The 16,557-nt window shown below is 69.8% G+C and carries 13 protein-coding genes; 8 read left to right on the top strand and 5 right to left on the bottom strand.

Annotated features, from left to right (window positions below):
- Positions 1 to 66 precede the first annotated feature (66 nt).
- Entirely contained in the window at positions 67 to 357 is a 291-nt protein-coding gene (locus tag FK256_RS12645) for a hypothetical protein (protein WP_141424985.1), read from the bottom strand.
- Between the two features lie 439 nt (positions 358 to 796).
- Between FK256_RS12645 and FK256_RS12640 the strand changes: the two genes are divergently transcribed.
- Positions 797 to 2,479, top strand: a complete 1,683-nt coding sequence (locus FK256_RS12640) for a DNA repair helicase XPB (RefSeq protein WP_141424984.1) — start codon at positions 797 to 799, stop codon at positions 2,477 to 2,479.
- 30 nt (positions 2,480 to 2,509) lie between these two features.
- Here FK256_RS12640 and FK256_RS12635 read toward each other — a convergent pair whose 3' ends face one another.
- Entirely contained in the window at positions 2,510 to 3,418 is a 909-nt protein-coding gene (locus tag FK256_RS12635; RefSeq protein WP_141424983.1) for a type 1 glutamine amidotransferase, read from the bottom strand.
- A 163-nt stretch (positions 3,419 to 3,581) separates the two neighbouring features.
- Here FK256_RS12635 and FK256_RS12630 point away from each other — a divergent pair, with 163 nt between their 5' ends.
- The 7 genes from FK256_RS12630 to FK256_RS12600 all read left to right on the top strand — a co-directional run bounded on the left by FK256_RS12630 (position 3,582) and on the right by FK256_RS12600 (position 12,263).
- A complete protein-coding gene (locus FK256_RS12630; protein ID WP_244936429.1) occupies positions 3,582 to 5,690 on the top strand; it encodes a TPM domain-containing protein in 2,109 nt (702 codons plus the stop codon).
- 199 nt (positions 5,691 to 5,889) lie between these two features.
- Positions 5,890 to 6,738 (top strand): PspA/IM30 family protein, encoded by an 849-nt coding sequence (locus FK256_RS12625; protein ID WP_009232474.1) that lies wholly within the window; start codon positions 5,890 to 5,892, stop codon positions 6,736 to 6,738.
- A gap of 286 nt (positions 6,739 to 7,024) precedes the next feature.
- Positions 7,025 to 7,627, top strand: a complete 603-nt coding sequence (locus tag FK256_RS12620; RefSeq protein ID WP_034472811.1) for an NYN domain-containing protein — start codon at positions 7,025 to 7,027, stop codon at positions 7,625 to 7,627.
- Positions 7,628 to 7,858: 231 nt separating this feature from the next.
- Positions 7,859 to 8,608, top strand: coding sequence for a response regulator transcription factor (locus FK256_RS12615; protein ID WP_021608513.1), 750 nt, complete (start codon positions 7,859 to 7,861; stop codon positions 8,606 to 8,608).
- Positions 8,608 to 10,206 carry a sensor histidine kinase gene (locus FK256_RS12610; protein ID WP_141424981.1) on the top strand — a complete coding sequence of 533 codons (1,599 nt, stop codon included), beginning with the start codon at positions 8,608 to 8,610 and terminating at the stop codon, positions 10,204 to 10,206. The genes FK256_RS12615 and FK256_RS12610 overlap by 1 nt, the downstream gene beginning before the upstream one ends.
- 141 nt (positions 10,207 to 10,347) lie before the next feature.
- Entirely contained in the window at positions 10,348 to 11,754 is a 1,407-nt protein-coding gene (locus FK256_RS12605; protein WP_141424980.1) for an HD domain-containing protein, read from the top strand.
- A 173-nt stretch (positions 11,755 to 11,927) separates the two neighbouring features.
- A complete protein-coding gene (locus FK256_RS12600) occupies positions 11,928 to 12,263 on the top strand; it encodes a WXG100 family type VII secretion target (protein ID WP_009232478.1) in 336 nt (111 codons plus the stop codon).
- Positions 12,264 to 12,470: 207 nt separating this feature from the next.
- On the opposite strand, the gene groL is transcribed toward FK256_RS12600, so the two are convergent.
- The 3 genes from groL to FK256_RS12585 form a co-directional block, all read right to left on the bottom strand.
- On the bottom strand, positions 12,471 to 14,093 hold the full coding sequence (gene groL, locus FK256_RS12595; protein ID WP_021606674.1) for a chaperonin GroEL: 1,623 nt from the start codon (positions 14,091 to 14,093) through the stop codon (positions 12,471 to 12,473).
- Between the two features lie 292 nt (positions 14,094 to 14,385).
- A complete protein-coding gene (locus FK256_RS12590) occupies positions 14,386 to 15,852 on the bottom strand; it encodes a glycoside hydrolase family 15 (protein ID WP_141424979.1) in 1,467 nt (488 codons plus the stop codon).
- 16 nt (positions 15,853 to 15,868) lie between these two features.
- Positions 15,869 to 16,531 carry a LytR C-terminal domain-containing protein gene (locus FK256_RS12585; protein ID WP_009232481.1) on the bottom strand — a complete coding sequence of 221 codons (663 nt, stop codon included), beginning with the start codon at positions 16,529 to 16,531 and terminating at the stop codon, positions 15,869 to 15,871.
- Positions 16,532 to 16,557 lie beyond the last annotated feature (26 nt).

Below are 16,557 nucleotides of genomic sequence, written 5' to 3'. Positions count from 1 at the left end.
CCCACCCCGCTCACGGACAGCACAGAACAAGAGCGAGGAGGCGAGCACGAGCGAAGCCAGTGCCGGTTACTCGCTCACCGCCACCTCGGAGGGCTTTGAGGCCTCACTCGACCTAAGGGACGTGCCGATGGCAAATCCCATACCCCATCCCACGGACATCCACAGGTACCAGAGCTTCGGCATCATGACGGCCATCATCACGGCCATGACGATGCCCATCGAGGCCCCGAGTACCACCGGCAAGAACCAGCGGGAGGACATCACTCCGGGCTTCTTAAGGGTCTTCATCTTCTCGGCGCTTTCACTGGAACCCGGCGTCTCCAGCCCGTCGACGGGCACGCTGTTCTCGTTGTTCACGCCGTCACCCTAAACAGTCCGCCCGAGTGGATTCCTCCTCCTGCGGAAGGAGACCCGCCCCCGCCTCAGGCCATGAGGTCTCAGGCCACCTAGGGCCGCCGGTGTCCAAATCTGTCACAAAGGGGCCTGAGCACCCCTACCACCGACGACACGAACCGCAGAATTATGCGGTTTTCTTTCGCCGGTTGGAGTCCGTACCGGGCCTTTGTCACCGATTTGGACACGATCCGGCTGATTCCACTGTTCCTGGCGCCTCCCGAGGTTCGTCCGGGGCTCGCGTTCGTACCCTACGGCTCGCGCACCGCTGCGGGAGCTCAGAATCCGGCCCGTAAGGTGCGCTCTCGCGGACATGAAGCCGGCCGGGCCTCCCCTCCCGCTGGAAGAGGAACGTCTCGTCCGTCACGGCGCCCCGGCACCCCTCCTTGGGATACTCCCGCCCATGTCCGCTACGCCCAGCGATTCTGTGTCCCCGGCGTCGTCGGCACCCGACGGCCCGCTCATCGTCCAGTCCGACAAGTCCGTCCTCCTGGAGGTCGCCCGCCCCGGGGCCGGCGAGGCCCGCCGCGCCATCGCCGCCTTCGCCGAGCTGGAGCGCGCCCCCGAGCACATCCACACCTACCGGATCACTCCGCTGGCCCTGTGGAACGCGCGCGCCGCGGGCCTGGACGCCGAGACGGTCGTCCACACTCTCATCACCTACTCGCGCTTCCCGGTGCCGCACGCCCTGCTCACCGAGATTGCCGAGACGATGAGCCGTTACGGTCGACTCCAGCTCATCACCGACCCCGCCCATGGCCTGGTCCTGCACGCCACCGATGTGCCGGTCCTGGAGGAGGTCATGCGCTCCAAGCGCACCAAGGGCCTGCTGGGCGAGCGACTCGGGGAGGCCGACGTTATCGTCCATCCCTCCGAGCGAGGCCACCTCAAGCAGGTGCTCATCAAGCTGGGCTGGCCAGCCGAGGACCTGGCCGGCTACGTCGACGGCGAGGCCCACCCCATCACCCTGACAGACTCCCCCAGCACCTTCCAGCTGCGCCCCTACCAGTCCGAGGCGGTGGAGAGCTTCTGGGCAGGAGGCTCCGGCGTGGTCGTCCTGCCCTGCGGGGCCGGCAAGACCCTCGTGGGCGCCGCATCCATGGCCAGGAGCTCGACGACGACGCTCATCCTGGTTACCAACGCGGTCTCGGCGCGTCAGTGGAAGGAGGAACTCATCCGCTTCACCACCCTGACGGAGGACGAGATCGGCGAGTACTCCGGCTCGCGTAAGGAGGTCCGCCCCGTCACGATCGCCACCTACCAAGTCCTGACCACCCGCCGGAAGGGCATCTACCCGCACCTGGACCTGCTGGACTCCCACGACTGGGGGCTCATCGTCTACGACGAGGTCCATCTCCTACCCGCCCCGATCTTCCGGATGACCGCGGACCTGCAGGCGCGCCGACGTCTGGGCCTGACCGCGACCCTCGTGCGCGAGGACGGCCGCGAGGACGAGGTCTTCAGCCTCATCGGCCCCAAGCGCTACGACGCCCCCTGGAAGGACCTGGAGAACCAGGGCTGGATCGCCCCGGCGATCTGCACCGAGGTGCGCCTGACCCTCGACGCCGGCGAGCGCATGGCCTACGCGACCGCCGAGCCCGAGGAGCGCTACCGCCTGGCCGCCTGCTCACCGCGCAAGATGCCGATCATCGATGCCCTCCTGGCCCGCCACGAGGGCGAGTCGGCCCTCGTCATCGGCCAGTACGTGGATCAGCTCACCGAAATCGCCGAGCACCTGGACGCCCCGGTCATCACCGGCTCGACGACGGTGCGCGAGCGCCAGCGCCTCTACGACGCCTTCCGCTCTGGGGAGATCCGCACTCTCGTGGTCTCCAAGGTGGCGAACTTCTCCATCGACCTGCCCGGGGCGAGCGTGGCCGTCCAGGTCTCGGGCTCCTTCGGCTCACGCCAGGAGGAGGCCCAGAGGCTCGGCCGGATCGTGCGCCCCAAGGAGGACGGCCGCCAGGCCCACTTCTACACGGTCGTCGCCCGCGACACCGCCGACCAGGAGTACGCGGCCCACCGCCAGCGCTTCCTGGCCGAGCAGGGCTACGCCTACGCCATCATCGACGCCGAGGACCTCTGAGCCCGACGACGGGCTGGAAGGTCAGCGCGTTCAGCGCGCCAGGCGGCGGGCGCGCACGTTGCGCACGAGGACCCGCGCCAAGGTGCGCCCGAAGGCCTGGATCACGGGGTCGACGCCCTCTGCCGCCTCGCGGGCCGAGGCCCCGGCGCTGGCGGCTGCTTCGGGCAGGTCCGCGGCCGTCGCCCCGTGGGTTCCGGCGGCACCCGGTGCGGCGCTCCGGCCGGCGGCCACCTCCAGGGCGTTGCGGGCGGCCTTGAGCGAGGCCGCATCCATGGTGCCGGCCAGGTCGTTCAGGGCGTCGCGGGTGCGCCAGTAGGCCACGCGCGCCGGGTCCGACTCGGGGTGGTGCTGGAAGGCCAGGAGCCGGCCCGCCCGCCAGGTGTGGACCGGGGAGCGGTCGGAGGAGGCCAGAAGGGTGGCGGCCTCGGGCAGATGGGTGACGGCGTCGTGGTGGGAGACGATGACGGGGAAGCGGGTGCCACCGGCGGTGGAGATCCCGGCGCGGTGGGCGGCGCGGACGGCCTCGGCGGCCACCTGTCCGAAAACTGGGTCGCTCTCGCCGGCGGGCGTGATGGTCAGCTCGACGACGCCGACCTCGTCGTTACCCAGCGCCGGCACGGCCGTGGTGCCGCCCAGGGCCTCGGCGGCCACCTGGGCGCCCAGGCAGATGGCGATGGCGGGGACGTCGGCGGCGACGACGCCGCGCAGCAGCTCACGCAGGTCGGACAGCCAGGGATGGTCGGCCTCGTCGTGGGCACTCATGGAACCGCCCAGCACCACGAGGCCGTCACCGACCTCGTCCAGGCAGGGGATGGCCTCGCCCTGCCAGGGGCGCACCATGCGTAGAGCGGCCCCCTCAGCGAAGAGCCACTCCCCCAGGCGCCCCACGGGGGCGAGCTCCTCGGGCTCGATGACGGTGATCGTGAGCGTATCTGTCATGGGTGACATTCTGCCGGTGGTTCGAATGCTCGCAACCAGCGACAGGCGCAGACGTGCCGCCTGAGGCGAAACGACTTGCTCACACCCGCGCCCTGCGGGGAGCATGGCCCGGATGAAGCACCCACGATCCCCACACCTCCGTCCCTTACATCAGCTGTATCAGTTGGCCGCCTCCGGCGCCGCGACGGCGGCCGTCCTGGGACTGCTGGGAGCCTCCGCGAGCGCTGCGGCGGCGCCGACGACGACGGCCGCGGGCGTCACACCTCTGGCCCCCGGCGCTTCCGCTGGCGCAGTGTCGGCGGCCGCGCCCCGTGCCCTTCCCTCGGCGTCGACCACCCTGACCGAGCACGTCACCGATGAGCTCGGGATCCTGGACGCCGCCAAGGCCAAGCAGGCCGTGGACACGATGTCCTCCAAGCACGGCGTGGGCCTGTGGGTGCTGACCGTCTCCGACTCCAGCCGCAAGGCCTCGGCGATCGCCGAGCAGACCTTCAAGGACACGAAGCTGGGGCGCGACGACATGCTCCTGGTCATCAACATCCCCGCCGACGGATCGGCCTCGAGGAGCTACAAGCTGCAGGCGCACAGCAACTCCTCGAAGTTCTCCAAGTCCGACTACAAGCGGATCGATTCAGCTCTCAAGAAGCAGCTGAACGCCGGGGACTACGACGCCGCCGTGGCGGCGATTCCGGAGAACATCTCCGGCTCATCGGGCTCGAGCGGCTCGGGCTCCTCGGCGCTTCCGGTGCTGCTGGGCGGGGGCGCGGTCGCGGCGGGTGGGGCCGCCGCCTGGACGGTGTACAGGCGCAGGAAGAACAAGGACAAGGAGAACGACGACATGCTGTTCGGCAAGCGCAGGAAGCAGGCCGCCGCGGGCGACGCACCCGGGAACCAGGCCACAAGCCCCGCGACGATGACGACGGAGCAGCTGCGCACGCAGGCCGGCAGCGCCCTGGTCCAGGCCGATGACACGGTGCGCGCCGCCGCCGAGGAGCTGTCCTACGCCCAGGCGCAGTTCGGGCTATCCGCCACGGACGCCTTCACGGCCGCCCTGGACGGCGCCCGCAAGCACTTGTCGCGGTGCTTCGAGCTGCGCAAGATCCTCGACGACGACATCCCCGAGACCGAGCCGCAGCAGCGGCAGATGTACACCGAGATCCTCCAGCGCTGCTCGGAGGCGGTCGGTGAGATCCGCGCCCAGGAGGAGGCCTTCAACAAACGGCGCGGCATCGAGGCGAACCTGCCGACGTCGATCGCGGAGACCACCCAGAGGGCCGACGAAACCGAGCAGACCATCGTTATGGCCGAGACGATCCTGGTCACCCTCAGCGCAGCCTATCCCGCCTCCTCCCTGACCAGCGTGGCCCAGGCCCCCGAGCAGGCCCGACGGCTGCTGACGGCCGGGCGCACCGCCCTGGACCAGGCCCGCGACAGCGTCGAGGCCGCCCAAGGGGCGACGGCGGTGGAGCAGGTGCGCATCGCCCAGGGCTCGATCGCGCAGGCGGGCGAGCTGGCCGCCCAGGTCACCGGGGCCCGTGAGCGCCTCCAGAGCGCGGCGAGGGACCTGGAGACGGCTATCGCCTCGATCTCCTCGGATCTAGTGGACGCCAAGCGCCTGGAGGACTCGGTTCCCTCAGCGACCCTGGCCCCGCTCGTGGCCGACGCCGAGGCCGCGGTCGCCGAGGGCCGTCAGGCCAGCGGCAACTCGCCGAGCGGCGACCCCCTGGCCGCCCTGGACCACCTGGCCCGAGCTGAGGCCGCCATCGACGACGCTCTGGCCCCGGCCCGCGAGCGCGAGGAGAACGACTCGCGCGCCCGGGCCTCCCTGGGCTCGCGCCTGGCCCGTCTCAACTCCCAGGTGGAGTCGGTCACCTCCTACATCACCACCTACCGTGGGGCGGTGGGCCCCTCGGCGCGCACCGCACTGAGTGAGGCCGCCCGCCACGCCACGGCCGCCACGACGGTGCAGACCACCGACCCGGTGGCGGCCCTGGCGGAGGTCGCGGCGGCCGAGCCCCTCGTGGCCCAGGCCCAGGCCCTGGCGGAGGCCGACGTGCGCGGGTCGTCGTCGAGCTCATGGAGCCCGCGCTCGGGCGGCGGGCTCGACCTGGGCTCGCTCCTGCTGGGCGGGCTGCTGCTGGGCGGCGGCCACAGCTATGGCGGCTGGGGCTCCCACCACCACGACGATGACTGGGGCGGCGGCTTCTTCTCGGGAGGCGGAGACTTCCTCGACGGGGTCGGTGACTTCTTCGATGGGGGCGGCGACTTCTGAGCTCCGGTTCTCCGCCGTCGGGTCCCACTCATGAACCAGTCATGCCCTGAGCGATGAGATCCCCGCCCGCGTGACTCCGGTGGCCCGCACCTGAGATCATGACGCCTGATCCGCTGGCCAACCGGCCATCATCCGGCAACCGCCGTGCCCATACCTGCCCATACCGACGTCGCACCTCGACGGAAGGACGAAATCAACTATGGCTGAGAAGCAGTCGATCCTGGGGCGCATCGCCCAGCTGACCCGCGCCAACGTCAACGCACTCCTGGACCGCGCCGAGGACCCGGAGAAGATGCTCAACCAGCTGGTGCGGGACTACACGGCCTCCATCGCTGAGGCCCGCGACGCCGTCGCCCAGACGATCGGCAACCTCCGCCTGGCTGAGAAGGACCACGACGCCGACGTCGCCGAGGCCCGCGACTGGGGCAACAAGGCCCTGGCCGCTTCCCGCAAGGCCGACCAGCTGCGCGCCGGCGGCGACACGCCCGGTGCGGACAAGTGGGACTCGCTGGCCAAGATCGCGCTGACCAAGCAGATCACGGCGGAGAACGAGGCCAAGGCCGCCGAGCCGATGATCACCTCCCAGCGCCAGGTCGTCGAGCAGCTCAAGACCGGTCTGCAGCAGATGGAGGTCAAGCTCGGTGAGCTGCGCTCCAAGCGCGACCAGCTCATCGCCCGCCAGAAGACCGCCGAGGCCCAGGTCAAGGTGCAGGGCGCCATCCGCTCCATCAATGTCCTGGACCCCACCAGCGAGCTGTCCCGCTACGAGGACCAGGTGCGTCGGGTCGAGGCCCAGGCCGCCGGGCAGATGGAGCTGGCCGGTTCCTCCCTGGAGGCCCAGTTCGCCGAGCTCGAGTCCTCCGGTGCCGGCCTGGAGGCCGAGGCCCGCCTCGCCGCCCTCAAGTCCGGGCAGAACCCGGCGCTGCCGGGCGCCCAGCAGCAGGCCCCCGCCCAGATCACCGACGGGGACGACGCCGCCATCAACGCCGCCTTCGAGGCCCTCAAGACCCAGAGCCAGCCGGTCGGCGAGGAGAAGTCCTCCTACTGAGAGCCCTCTCGCGGGGCCGGGCACTGAACCGGCCGAACCGCGAGCACCCGCATTCTGCACCGCGGAGCCGCCCGGCACTCGTCACCGAGACGGGGCCGGGCGGCTCCGCGCCGCCTGGCATCAGCGAGCACCGGCGCATCCCCACCAGGGACCGGCCACCGCCTGCGATCACCCTCGGGGCACGCCCCGAGAGCTCCCCTAGCAGGCCGGAAAGGGCTGAAATCCGCGGCGCTTACCCGAGCGTCGCCTCCTGCTGGGAGACAACCGGACCGGTAACATGGGGCCCATGAGCGTACCGACTTATCTTCTCGTCGATGGCGAGAACATTGACGCCACCCTCGGCATGAGCGTGCTGGGTCGGCGTCCCGAACCTGAGGAGCGGCCCCGTTGGGACCGGGTCCTCGCGTATTGCGATGAGCTGTCCTCCGCCGACGCCGCCGAGGGCGAGGGCGATGAGGCCCGCGCGCTGTTCTTCCTCAACGCCACCAGCGGCCACATGCCCATGAGCTTCATCCAGGCCCTGCTGGCCATGGACTACCGTCCCGTTCCCCTGGCCGGGTCGGGCAGCAATGAGGAGAAGGTCGTCGACATCGGTATTCAGCGCACCCTGGAGGCGCTGGCCGAGCGGGTCGAGTCCGGCCAGGAGGCCCACATCCTGCTGGGCAGCCACGACGGCGACTACATCCCCCACATCGAGCGGCTCCTGCAGGCGGGCGCCAAGGTGGGGATTCTGTGCTTCCGCGAGTTCCTCAACGCCCAGCTGGCCGCGCTGGAGGGCGATGGTCTGACGGTCTACGACCTGGAGAGCGACGTCAAGGCCTTCACCATCCCCCTGCCGCGCGTGTGCATCATCCCGCTGGAGGACTTCGACCCACTCGCCTTCCTCTGATCCTTCGGCGGGGCGACGGCATCGGCCGTCGCCCCGCCCCATCTCACAACCCGACTCGCCCGGAGCGTTTCACCGGCCACCTCTGTGCGACGGCAACCACACAGACCCCACTTTCTCGTGGAAATCCCAGGGGATGCGACCATCGGGACGCGCCATACGTCGCACAAAGCATTTGACCCGTCAACAGCAACCATTCGGAACCCATTCAGGAAACGACCAGAAAGTGAAGGGATGGTGAGCAGCATGGAGCGTTCCCAGCAGTCCCGCACCGAAGCTCACCTCCTTGTCGTCGACGATGAGCCCAACATCCGCGACTTACTCGCCTCCTCCCTGCGCTTCGCGGGCTTCGAGGTCTCGATCGCGGGAGACGGCAATGGCGCTCTCAAGACGGTGGAGAAGACGTCCCCCGACCTGGTGGTCCTCGACGTCATGCTGCCCGATATGGACGGCTTCACCGTGGCCCGGCGCCTGCGCGAGCGCGACGTGACCACTCCCATCCTCTTCCTGACCGCCCGCGACGACATGGCGGACAAGGTTCAGGGCCTGACCGTCGGCGGCGACGACTACGTCACCAAGCCCTTCGGCCTGGAGGAGGTCATCGCTCGCATCCGCGCCATCCTGCGCCGCACCCACGCCATCGAGAATGAGGACGATGGCGTCGTGCGCGTGGCCGATCTGGTTCTGGATGAGGACGCCCACGAGGTGTACCGCGCCGAGGTGGAGGTGGACCTGTCCCCCACCGAGTTCAAGCTCCTGCGCTACCTCATGCTCAACGCCGGGCGCGTCGTGTCCAAGGCCCAGATCCTCGACCACGTCTGGGAGTACGACTGGAACGGCGACGCCGCGATCGTGGAGTCCTACATCTCCTACCTGCGCCGTAAGGTGGACCAGATTCAGGGAGCTGACGGCCAGCCCGTCACCCCGCTCATCCAGACCCGTCGTGGAGTGGGCTATATGCTGCGCGAGCCCAAGGCCGAGTGATGACCGCGGCGCGTGGGGGGAGCACGCGCCCGGCCAAGTCGTCCGGCAAGCAGCACCGGCCGATCAAGCGGGGCCGGTGGCACCCGATCACCGCGATCCAGCGGCCCTGGCAGGCGATGCCGCTGCGCACCCGCTTGACCCTCATGACGACGGGCCTCCTGGCCATCGGGCTCATCGTCGTCTCCTTCGTGGTGACCTCCCTGCTCTACAGCCACATGATGGGGCAGATCGACAGCCAACTGCGCACCACCTCGGTGGCCATCGGGAGCCAGGGATTGGCCCAGATCCGCGAGGGCGGAACCAGCAGCACCACCTTCCCCTCGAACTACTACGTCAAGGCCGAGTACCTCGACGCCACCCGCAACGGGGAGTGGATCTCGGCCGACACCGCCACCAAGTACGGCCGCCCCGAGATCAAGGGCCTGGACTACCGGCGCGCCCTGGCCCACGCGGATAAGGGCGACTACCCGATCACGACGGTCAACTCGGATCAGCCCGGCCACCAGTGGCGGATGATCACTCTGCTCATCCAGGACAAGGAAACCCAGGAGTACACAGGTGCCGTGGCCCTGGCCCTCCCGCTGAGCGACATCATGGAGACCGTTGAGCGGACCCGCCTGGTGGTGGCCCTGGCCGACGTCTCGATCATCTCGGTGGGCGCCGTCTTCGCCACCTACCTGGTCCACCGCTCCTTCCGATCCCTGCGCCAGATCGAGGGCGTGGCCGGGCGGATCGCCCATGGCGACCTGTCGGCCCGCATCCTGGTCACCGAGCCGCGCACCACAGAGGTCGGCTCCCTGCAGCGGGCGATCAACGCGATGCTCTCCCAGAACGAGAACGCCTTCGCCGCCCAGGTCGTGGCCCAGGAGCGGATGACCCGATTCGTCTCCGACGCCTCCCACGAGCTACGCACACCCCTGGCCGCGATTCGCGGCTACGGCGAGCTCTACCGGATGGGCGGGGTGCCCGCCAACAAGACCGGCGAGGTCATGGGGCGCATCGAGACAGAGTCCAATCGGATGGGGCGACTGGTCGATGACCTCCTCCAGCTGGCCCGGATCGACGAGGGCCGAGAGATGTCCATGGAGCCGGTCAACCTCACCGAGCTGGCTGCCGGAGCCCTGAGTGACATGATGGTCCTGGCCCCCGAGCGCGACTGCGGCCTCATCCCCTTGGATCCCCGCGATGAGGCCGCCGGCAAGGAGGCGCCGTCGATCCAAGTCATCGGCGATCGCGATCGCCTCTCCCAAATCCTCACCAACCTGCTGGGCAACGTCGTGCGCCACACGCCTACGGGCACGCCGGTGGAGATCGCCATCGGCATGGCGCCCCCGCACGCGAATCCGACGGCGCAGCCGGTCGTCGTGGTCGAGGTGCGCGACCACGGCCACGGCGTTCCGCCGGAGGCGGCCGAGAAGGTCTTCCAGCGCTTCTACCGCTCCGACACCTCCCGCAACCGGGAGACCGGCGGCTCCGGTCTGGGCCTGGCGATCGTTCTGGGGATCGTGGCCGCTCACAAGGGCACGGTCCAGATGCTTCAGACCCCCGGCGGCGGCGCCACCGTTCACATCGAGCTGCCGCCAGCACCGGCCTGGTAGGCACGATCAGCCCCGGTCATCCCCGGACCCGCCGTCCGAGACGCCGTAAGAGTGGCGCGCGAGACACTGTGTCACGTCGACGTTGCGGTAAAGACAGTCCTACGATGGCACGCGTTCCATTTCCAACACGGAGACTGACCCATGGGTGTCATCGACGCACCGCAATGGCTCCTGCCGGCCTTCACCCGCTCGGTGAAGGCGCTCGGCGCCACTCAGCCCCCAGAGGCGATCCACTCCGCCGGCGAGCTCCTCATTGAGCGCTGGTCCACGCCGGACCGCCGCTTCCACAATCTGCGCCATCTCATCGACATGCTCGCGCGCGTCGACGAGTTGGCAGAGGAGTCCCACAACCCGAACATCATGCGGATCGCCTGCTGGTACCACGGGTGCGTCTTCTCCTCCGACGCCGAGGAGGTCAGCCGCGGTAACGGCGGCGAGGACGAGACCGCCTCGGCGGCCTTCGCCGAGGCGGACCTCCACCACTTGGGCGTCCCGATGGAGACCGTCAAGCGGGTGTGCTGCCTCATCGTCAACCTCAAGCGGCACATGCTCGACGAGCATGATATCGATGCCCAGGCGCTTATCGACGCCGACCTGGGGACCCTGGCCGTGGACCCGCAGACCTATGCAGAGTACGTGCGCCTGCTGCGCGAGGAGTACTCCCATATTCCCCTGGGGGCGTATCTGCGCGGGCGCCTGACGATCGTCTCCCGACTGCTGGACCGCGATCATCTCTTCCACTCCCCCCTGGGCGAGCGTTGGGAGCACGCGGCCCGGGAGAACCTGTCGGCCGAGCAACGACGGTTGAGGGAGAAACTCGCCAAGCTCTCCGACGTACCCGGCGCAGAGACCGGACAAGACGATCATCAGGTGGCCGACGCCCTCCCCGACCGGGCCATGCCCCGTCCCGACCCCACGACTCCGGTTGCCGGAGACACTGCGACCACTGCTCGCCCCGAACCGGCCCCTGAGCGGCTCGACGACGGCACCGGCAGCGATCCCCGCACTCCTCCGCTGGGGCTGCGCGTCCTGACTCCGGCCGGACAGCCAGCCCCCGGCCCGTCTCGGGACGGGGACACCCTGCGTATCGACACCAACAGCCTGAGGGCTTTGAAGTCCGCGCCGTCGTCAACGACCCCGGCGGTAGCCGCGTCGCCGGCATCGTCCGCGCCGTCATCTCCGTCGAGTGCTCCCTCCCCGCGTACCCCCGCCAGAGGGATTCCGGCCGTTTCCCCGGCCTCCGTGCACAGACCCGGCGAGACGCCCGCCGACCGCAGCGACGCGCTCGAGGACGGGGACGGCGAGGAGGCGATGGCGCACACGGCCTCAATGGAGTCCTGCGTCGCCGACCTGGATCTGCTCATGTGCTCACGCAACCGCTCCGACGAGACCGAGGACCGCCGTGCCCGGGTTCAGGCCGAGCGGGACAAGCTCGCCGAGAAGCTGCGGGCCAAGACTCAGGAGGCCAAGGAGCTGCGCGAGGCCCGTACCGGTGAGATCACCCCCATCGCCGAGGAGATCATCGACGACGGCGCCGGCAGCCTCTAAGCGTCTGCGCGGGTCCTGCGTGGCCACAGGCCGTCGCCTGCGGGCCCAGTCCACAGGGCCGGCTGCGCGCCCGACGTGAACCGGATCCGGCCTCTAACGTGAGAGGCACAGCGTGCACCACTGAGCACCGCAGCGCACGGCCTTCGAGCCGCCTCTCACGAAAGGACCCAGCCATGCCCACCTACTCCGTCGACACCGCCGCGGTGGCAGACACCGCCGCACGGACACGAAGCCGTATCGCCACGATTCAGACCGAGGTCGACGCCATGCAGGGCGATATCGGCCTGCTGCAGTCCTGCTGGACCGGGACGGCGTCGGACTCCATGGCCACCTGCGCATCCGACTGGCACCTCACCCAGCTCCAGGTGCAGTCCAACCTCGACCAGATCAGCCTCGCCCTGGATAACGCCGCCGTCTGCTACGACGACGCCGAGACCACGAACAAGGGCCGTTTCGCAGCACCCGCCCCGGCTCCGGCCGCGAGCACCGGGCCCGTGGCCGGCCAGTAGGCCCGCCCACGGCGGCCAGGAGACCGTATCGGCTACCGTGCCACGCCGACCGCGCACGTTACGGCATACAGGTGCCGGCAGTGCACGCGAAGCGGCGGGCCGCCCCTCACGCGAGTGGGAGACGGCCCGCCGCCGAGTCCCGGGTCCGGCCGCGTATCGCGGGCCGGGACTACCGGGCAGTGACTGGCTCGTGATGAGTGACGTCGATCAGTACATGCCGCCCATGTCGCCGGCGCCGCCCTCGGCCGGGGCGGCCGGGGGCTCGGGCTTGTCGGCCACGACGGCCTCGGTGGTCAGGAACAGACCGGCGATGGAGCCGGCGTTCTGCAGGGCCGAGCGGGTTACCTTGACCGGGTCGGCGATGCCGGCGGCCAGCAGGTTGACGTACTCTCCGGTGGCGGCGTTGAGGCCCTCACCGGTGGGCAGGTTGCGCACGCGGTCCACGACGACGCCGCCCTCGAAACCGGCGTTGATCGCGATCTGCTTGAGCGGGGCCTCCACGGCGACCTTGACGATCGCAGCACCAGTGGCCTCGTCGCCCGCGAGCTCGAGGGAGTCGAGAACCTCTGCGGCCTGGAGCAGGGCGACGCCACCACCGGCGACGATGCCCTCCTCGACGGCGGCCTTGGCATTGCGCACGGCGTCCTCGATGCGGTGCTTGCGCTCCTTGAGCTCCACCTCGGTGGCGGCGCCAGACTTGAGGACGGCCACGCCACCGGCCAGCTTGGCCAGGCGCTCGGAGAGCTTCTCGCGGTCGTAGTCGGAGTCGGAGTTCTCGATCTCCAGGCGGATCTGGGAGGTACGGGCGTCGATGGCGTCCTTGTCGCCAGCGCCCTCGACCAGGGTGGTCTCGTCCTTGGTGACGACGACCTTGCGGACCTGGCCCAGGTCCTCCAGGGTGGCGTTCTCGAGCTTGAGGCCGACGGTCTCGGAGATGACCGTGCCGCCGGTGAGGATCGCCATGTCCTGGAGCATCGCCTTGCGGCGGTCGCCGAAGCCGGGGGCCTTGACCGCCACGGACTTGAAGGTGCCGCGGATGCGGTTGACGACGAGGGTGGCCAGGGCCTCGGCCTCGACGTCCTCGGCGATGATGGCCAGCGGCTTGCCGGTCTGCATGACCTTCTCCAGCAGCGGGAGCAGGTCCTTGACGTTGGAGATCTTGGACTCGACCAGCAGGACGTAGGAGTCCTCCAGGACGGCCTCCTGGCGGTCGGGGTCGGTGACGAAGTAGGGGGAGATGAAGCCCTTGTCGAAGCGCATGCCCTCGGTGACCTCGAGTTCGAGGCCGAAGGTGTTGGACTCCTCGACGGTCACGACGCCCTCGTGGCCGACCTTCTCCAGGGCCTCGGCGATGAAGGCGCCGATCTGCTCGTCGGCGGCGGAGATGGAGGCGGTGGCCGCGATCTCCTCCTGGGTCTCGACCTCCTTGGCGTCGGCGAGCAGGCGCTCGACGACGGCCGCAACGGCCTTCTCGATGCCGCGGCGCACGGCGATCGGGTTGGCGCCGGCGGCGACGTTGCGCAGGCCCTCGCGCACCAGGGCCTGGGCCAGGACGGTCGCGGTGGTGGTGCCGTCGCCCGCGACGTCGTCGGTCTTCTTGGCGACCTCCTTGACGAGCTCGGCGCCGATCTTCTCGTAGGGCTCCTCGAGCTCGATCTCCTTGGCGATGGTCACACCGTCGTTGGTGATCGTGGGAGCGCCCCACTTCTTGTCGAGCACGACGTTGCGGCCCTTGGGGCCCAGGGTGACCTTGACGGTGTCGGCGAGGGTGTTGAGGCCGCGCTCCATGCCGCGGCGGGCCTCCTCGTCGAAGGCGATGATCTTGGACATTGAGTTTCCTCCACTGCGTGGTAGGGGCGGCCGGTTCGTGCCCGCGACGGACGGATCGGTCCCCGGACGTTCACGTCACGCCCGACGCCGGTCCTCACGTTCCAGCCTGTGTGGATTGAGATTGCATTCGTGGATGCGTTGTCACTCGAGGACTCCGAGTGCTAACCGCAATGCTGGCACTCTCAGCCCTTGAGTGCAAGGCGCTCAGATCTGATCCGCGTTGAATCCTCCGACGGCGAATCGGGGAATCGCGGCAACACCCGCGGGGTCCCTCAGCAGCTACGGACTCGATTCACGACCGCTCGTCCGCTGCCCCTGGGGCGGTGGCCAGCAAGATGAGCGCACAGGTCCAGGCCAGGGGAGCGGGCCCCGCCGGGGCGCCGTCGGACAGGACCTTCTCCGGCAGGGCGCCAGCGCCGGTGCGGTGCTCCTCCAACCACGACAGCAGCCGCACGCCCTCATCCTCCATCCCCAACGACAGGGCCGACCAGGCCAACAGGGCGGTCTCCGGCGTCCAGGAGACGCCGTCGTCGCGCCAGCCGGACCCCGGGGCCAGACCGCCGGAGGGGCGTCGCATGCGAGCCGCGGCCGTCCGCCTGGCCTCGCGCGCTCCCGCCAGGGCCTCGGTGAAGGGCGGCAGGACCAAAGCGATCGCGGCATCGATGTCATCGCGTCGCACGTGCCGCCCCCAGGAGGGGGCGAAGTTCAGTTCCATGGCGCGGCGCACCACCTCCGCCCGGTCTGCCAAGACCTGGGACGGGACGGCCAGATCGACCCCGGCCCCGGCCAGCGCCGTCGCGGCCTCGAGTCCCAGGAGCACCGGCGCAGCGGTCCCCAGGGTGAGCACCGTCTCGGCCACCTCCCAGTAGTCGGGCGTGGTGGCGGGCAGGTGCGAGGGCGTGTCCGTCATCGTCAGGAGCCGGGCCGCGGCGCGCGCCAGGCGCGTTCCCACCGAGGCGCCCAGCTCTGCGGCGGAAACACCATCGTCCAGGAGTCGGGCCGCAGCCCACAGGAACCATCCGGAGCCGTCGGCCTGGGGAGGGCGGTTATCAGGGGCCTGGCCACTGCTGGTGTAGCGGGCCTCGAAGCCGCCGTCGGCCCGCTGCCAGGAGGCCAGGTTACCCAGTACCCCCAGGGCCTCCTGGGGAAGGTTCACCGCACTGAGGGCGGCCGCGGCGAACGCGGCGTCCCGGGGCCAGACGTAGCGCCAGATACCGACCGGCGCAGCCACTACCGCGCCCGCGGGGAAGGCCTCCGCATCCTGCGGGCGCCCGTCGCCGTCGTGCGCAACGCCGCTCGCGGAACCGGAGCGGACGGTGGGATTCCAAGTGGGCCTCTGATCGGGCTCCGTCGTCCGCCGGACTGCCGGCCCCGTCATCAGCACCGGCCCGGTCAGGGCCAGCAGGTCGGTCAGGCAGACTTCCGCCAGGTCCTTCCACCTGCCTGCGGGAAGACGCGCCGTCTCGCGGCGCGCAAGGGCCTGGCGGGCCAGTGCGTCCCGCTCCGAGAGCGTCAGCCCCCATGGCGCAGGGTCCTCGGGCAGGCGGGTCCCCGGCACACAGGTCACCGTGTCGCCCGGAGCGAGGGGGTACACCGCCCCTCCCCCGCCCACAACCAGGCCGTTGCTCAGCAGTGTCGGCTCGCGGTACGAGAGCCGTCCAAGACGAGGGCCCGCCCAGATGGCTGCGGCGGCGGTGAGCGGGGCCGCCACAGCAAGTGTCAGGATCCGACGGCGGCTGGGGCGCGCCGGCAGCCTCATGGGCTCGTACTACCCGTTACGGCTTGTAGTCATCGCGCAGGATGACGACGATCGGGTTGGACTGCGCGTTCTCCGCGCTCTCCACCACGTTGCTGATGCCCAGCTTCTTACCGACCTCCTCGGCCGCGGGACGGTTCTCCGGGGAGCTGAAGTAGACCGTCGACTTGGCAGGCTCCTCTCCCTCGTAGATCCCGGGGGTGACGTTCACCGCGGTGAAGCCGCCGTTGGTGAGCTTGTCGCTGGCGCCCTTGGCCAGGCCACTGGTCGATGTCCCGTTGGCCACAGTGACCCCGGTGTTGAAGTCGACGTTGCCGGAGGAACTGGCGGAAGCGGAGGCGGAGGCACTGGGCTTGGCCGAGGCGTCGGCCGACTTGTTATCAGCAGGTTGGGAGGCCTTACCGGACTTCTCGCCCGAGGCACGAGTGCTCGTGGCCTGCCCGCCTTGGGCGGGCCGAGAGGACGACGCCGTGCCCGACGAGCCGCCGGAGCCCCCCGTGCCGTTGAGGAACAACGTCACGGCCCCCCAGGCGAGCGCCGGGACAATGACGATGATCGCCAGCAGTGGCACCCAGCTGCGCCACCGGGGCACCTGAGCGCGGTGCACGCCGACGGGAACCGGGCCGTCGTCTTCGCCGACGTCGAACTCGTCCTCGGGGTAGTCGTAGTTGCTCACCCTCACAAGATACCGGTCCGAGCACCATTCGT

This window comes from Actinomyces johnsonii (genome assembly GCF_006546835.1).
GTDB classification, from domain to species: Bacteria; Actinomycetota; Actinomycetes; order Actinomycetales; family Actinomycetaceae; genus Actinomyces; species Actinomyces johnsonii.
Note: the sequence above shows the minus strand (reverse complement) of the source record. Positions and strands in the feature narration are given on the sequence as shown.

What these genes read in the sequence shown, in the direction of transcription:
- groL (WP_021606674.1), bottom strand. Translation starts at nt 14,093, where the DNA reads ATGTCCAAGATCATCGCCTTCGACGAGGAGGCCCGCCGCGGCATGGAG.
- FK256_RS12635 (WP_141424983.1), bottom strand. Translation starts at nt 3,418, where the DNA reads ATGACAGATACGCTCACGATCACCGTCATCGAGCCCGAGGAGCTCGCC.
- FK256_RS12640 (WP_141424984.1), top strand. Translation starts at nt 797, where the DNA reads ATGTCCGCTACGCCCAGCGATTCTGTGTCCCCGGCGTCGTCGGCACCC.
- FK256_RS12590 (WP_141424979.1), bottom strand. Translation starts at nt 15,852, where the DNA reads ATGAGGCTGCCGGCGCGCCCCAGCCGCCGTCGGATCCTGACACTTGCT.
- FK256_RS12600 (WP_009232478.1), top strand. Translation starts at nt 11,928, where the DNA reads ATGCCCACCTACTCCGTCGACACCGCCGCGGTGGCAGACACCGCCGCA.
- FK256_RS12610 (WP_141424981.1), top strand. Translation starts at nt 8,608, where the DNA reads ATGACCGCGGCGCGTGGGGGGAGCACGCGCCCGGCCAAGTCGTCCGGC.
- FK256_RS12625 (WP_009232474.1), top strand. Translation starts at nt 5,890, where the DNA reads ATGGCTGAGAAGCAGTCGATCCTGGGGCGCATCGCCCAGCTGACCCGC.
- FK256_RS12615 (WP_021608513.1), top strand. Translation starts at nt 7,859, where the DNA reads ATGGTGAGCAGCATGGAGCGTTCCCAGCAGTCCCGCACCGAAGCTCAC.
- FK256_RS12620 (WP_034472811.1), top strand. Translation starts at nt 7,025, where the DNA reads ATGAGCGTACCGACTTATCTTCTCGTCGATGGCGAGAACATTGACGCC.
- FK256_RS12605 (WP_141424980.1), top strand. Translation starts at nt 10,348, where the DNA reads ATGGGTGTCATCGACGCACCGCAATGGCTCCTGCCGGCCTTCACCCGC.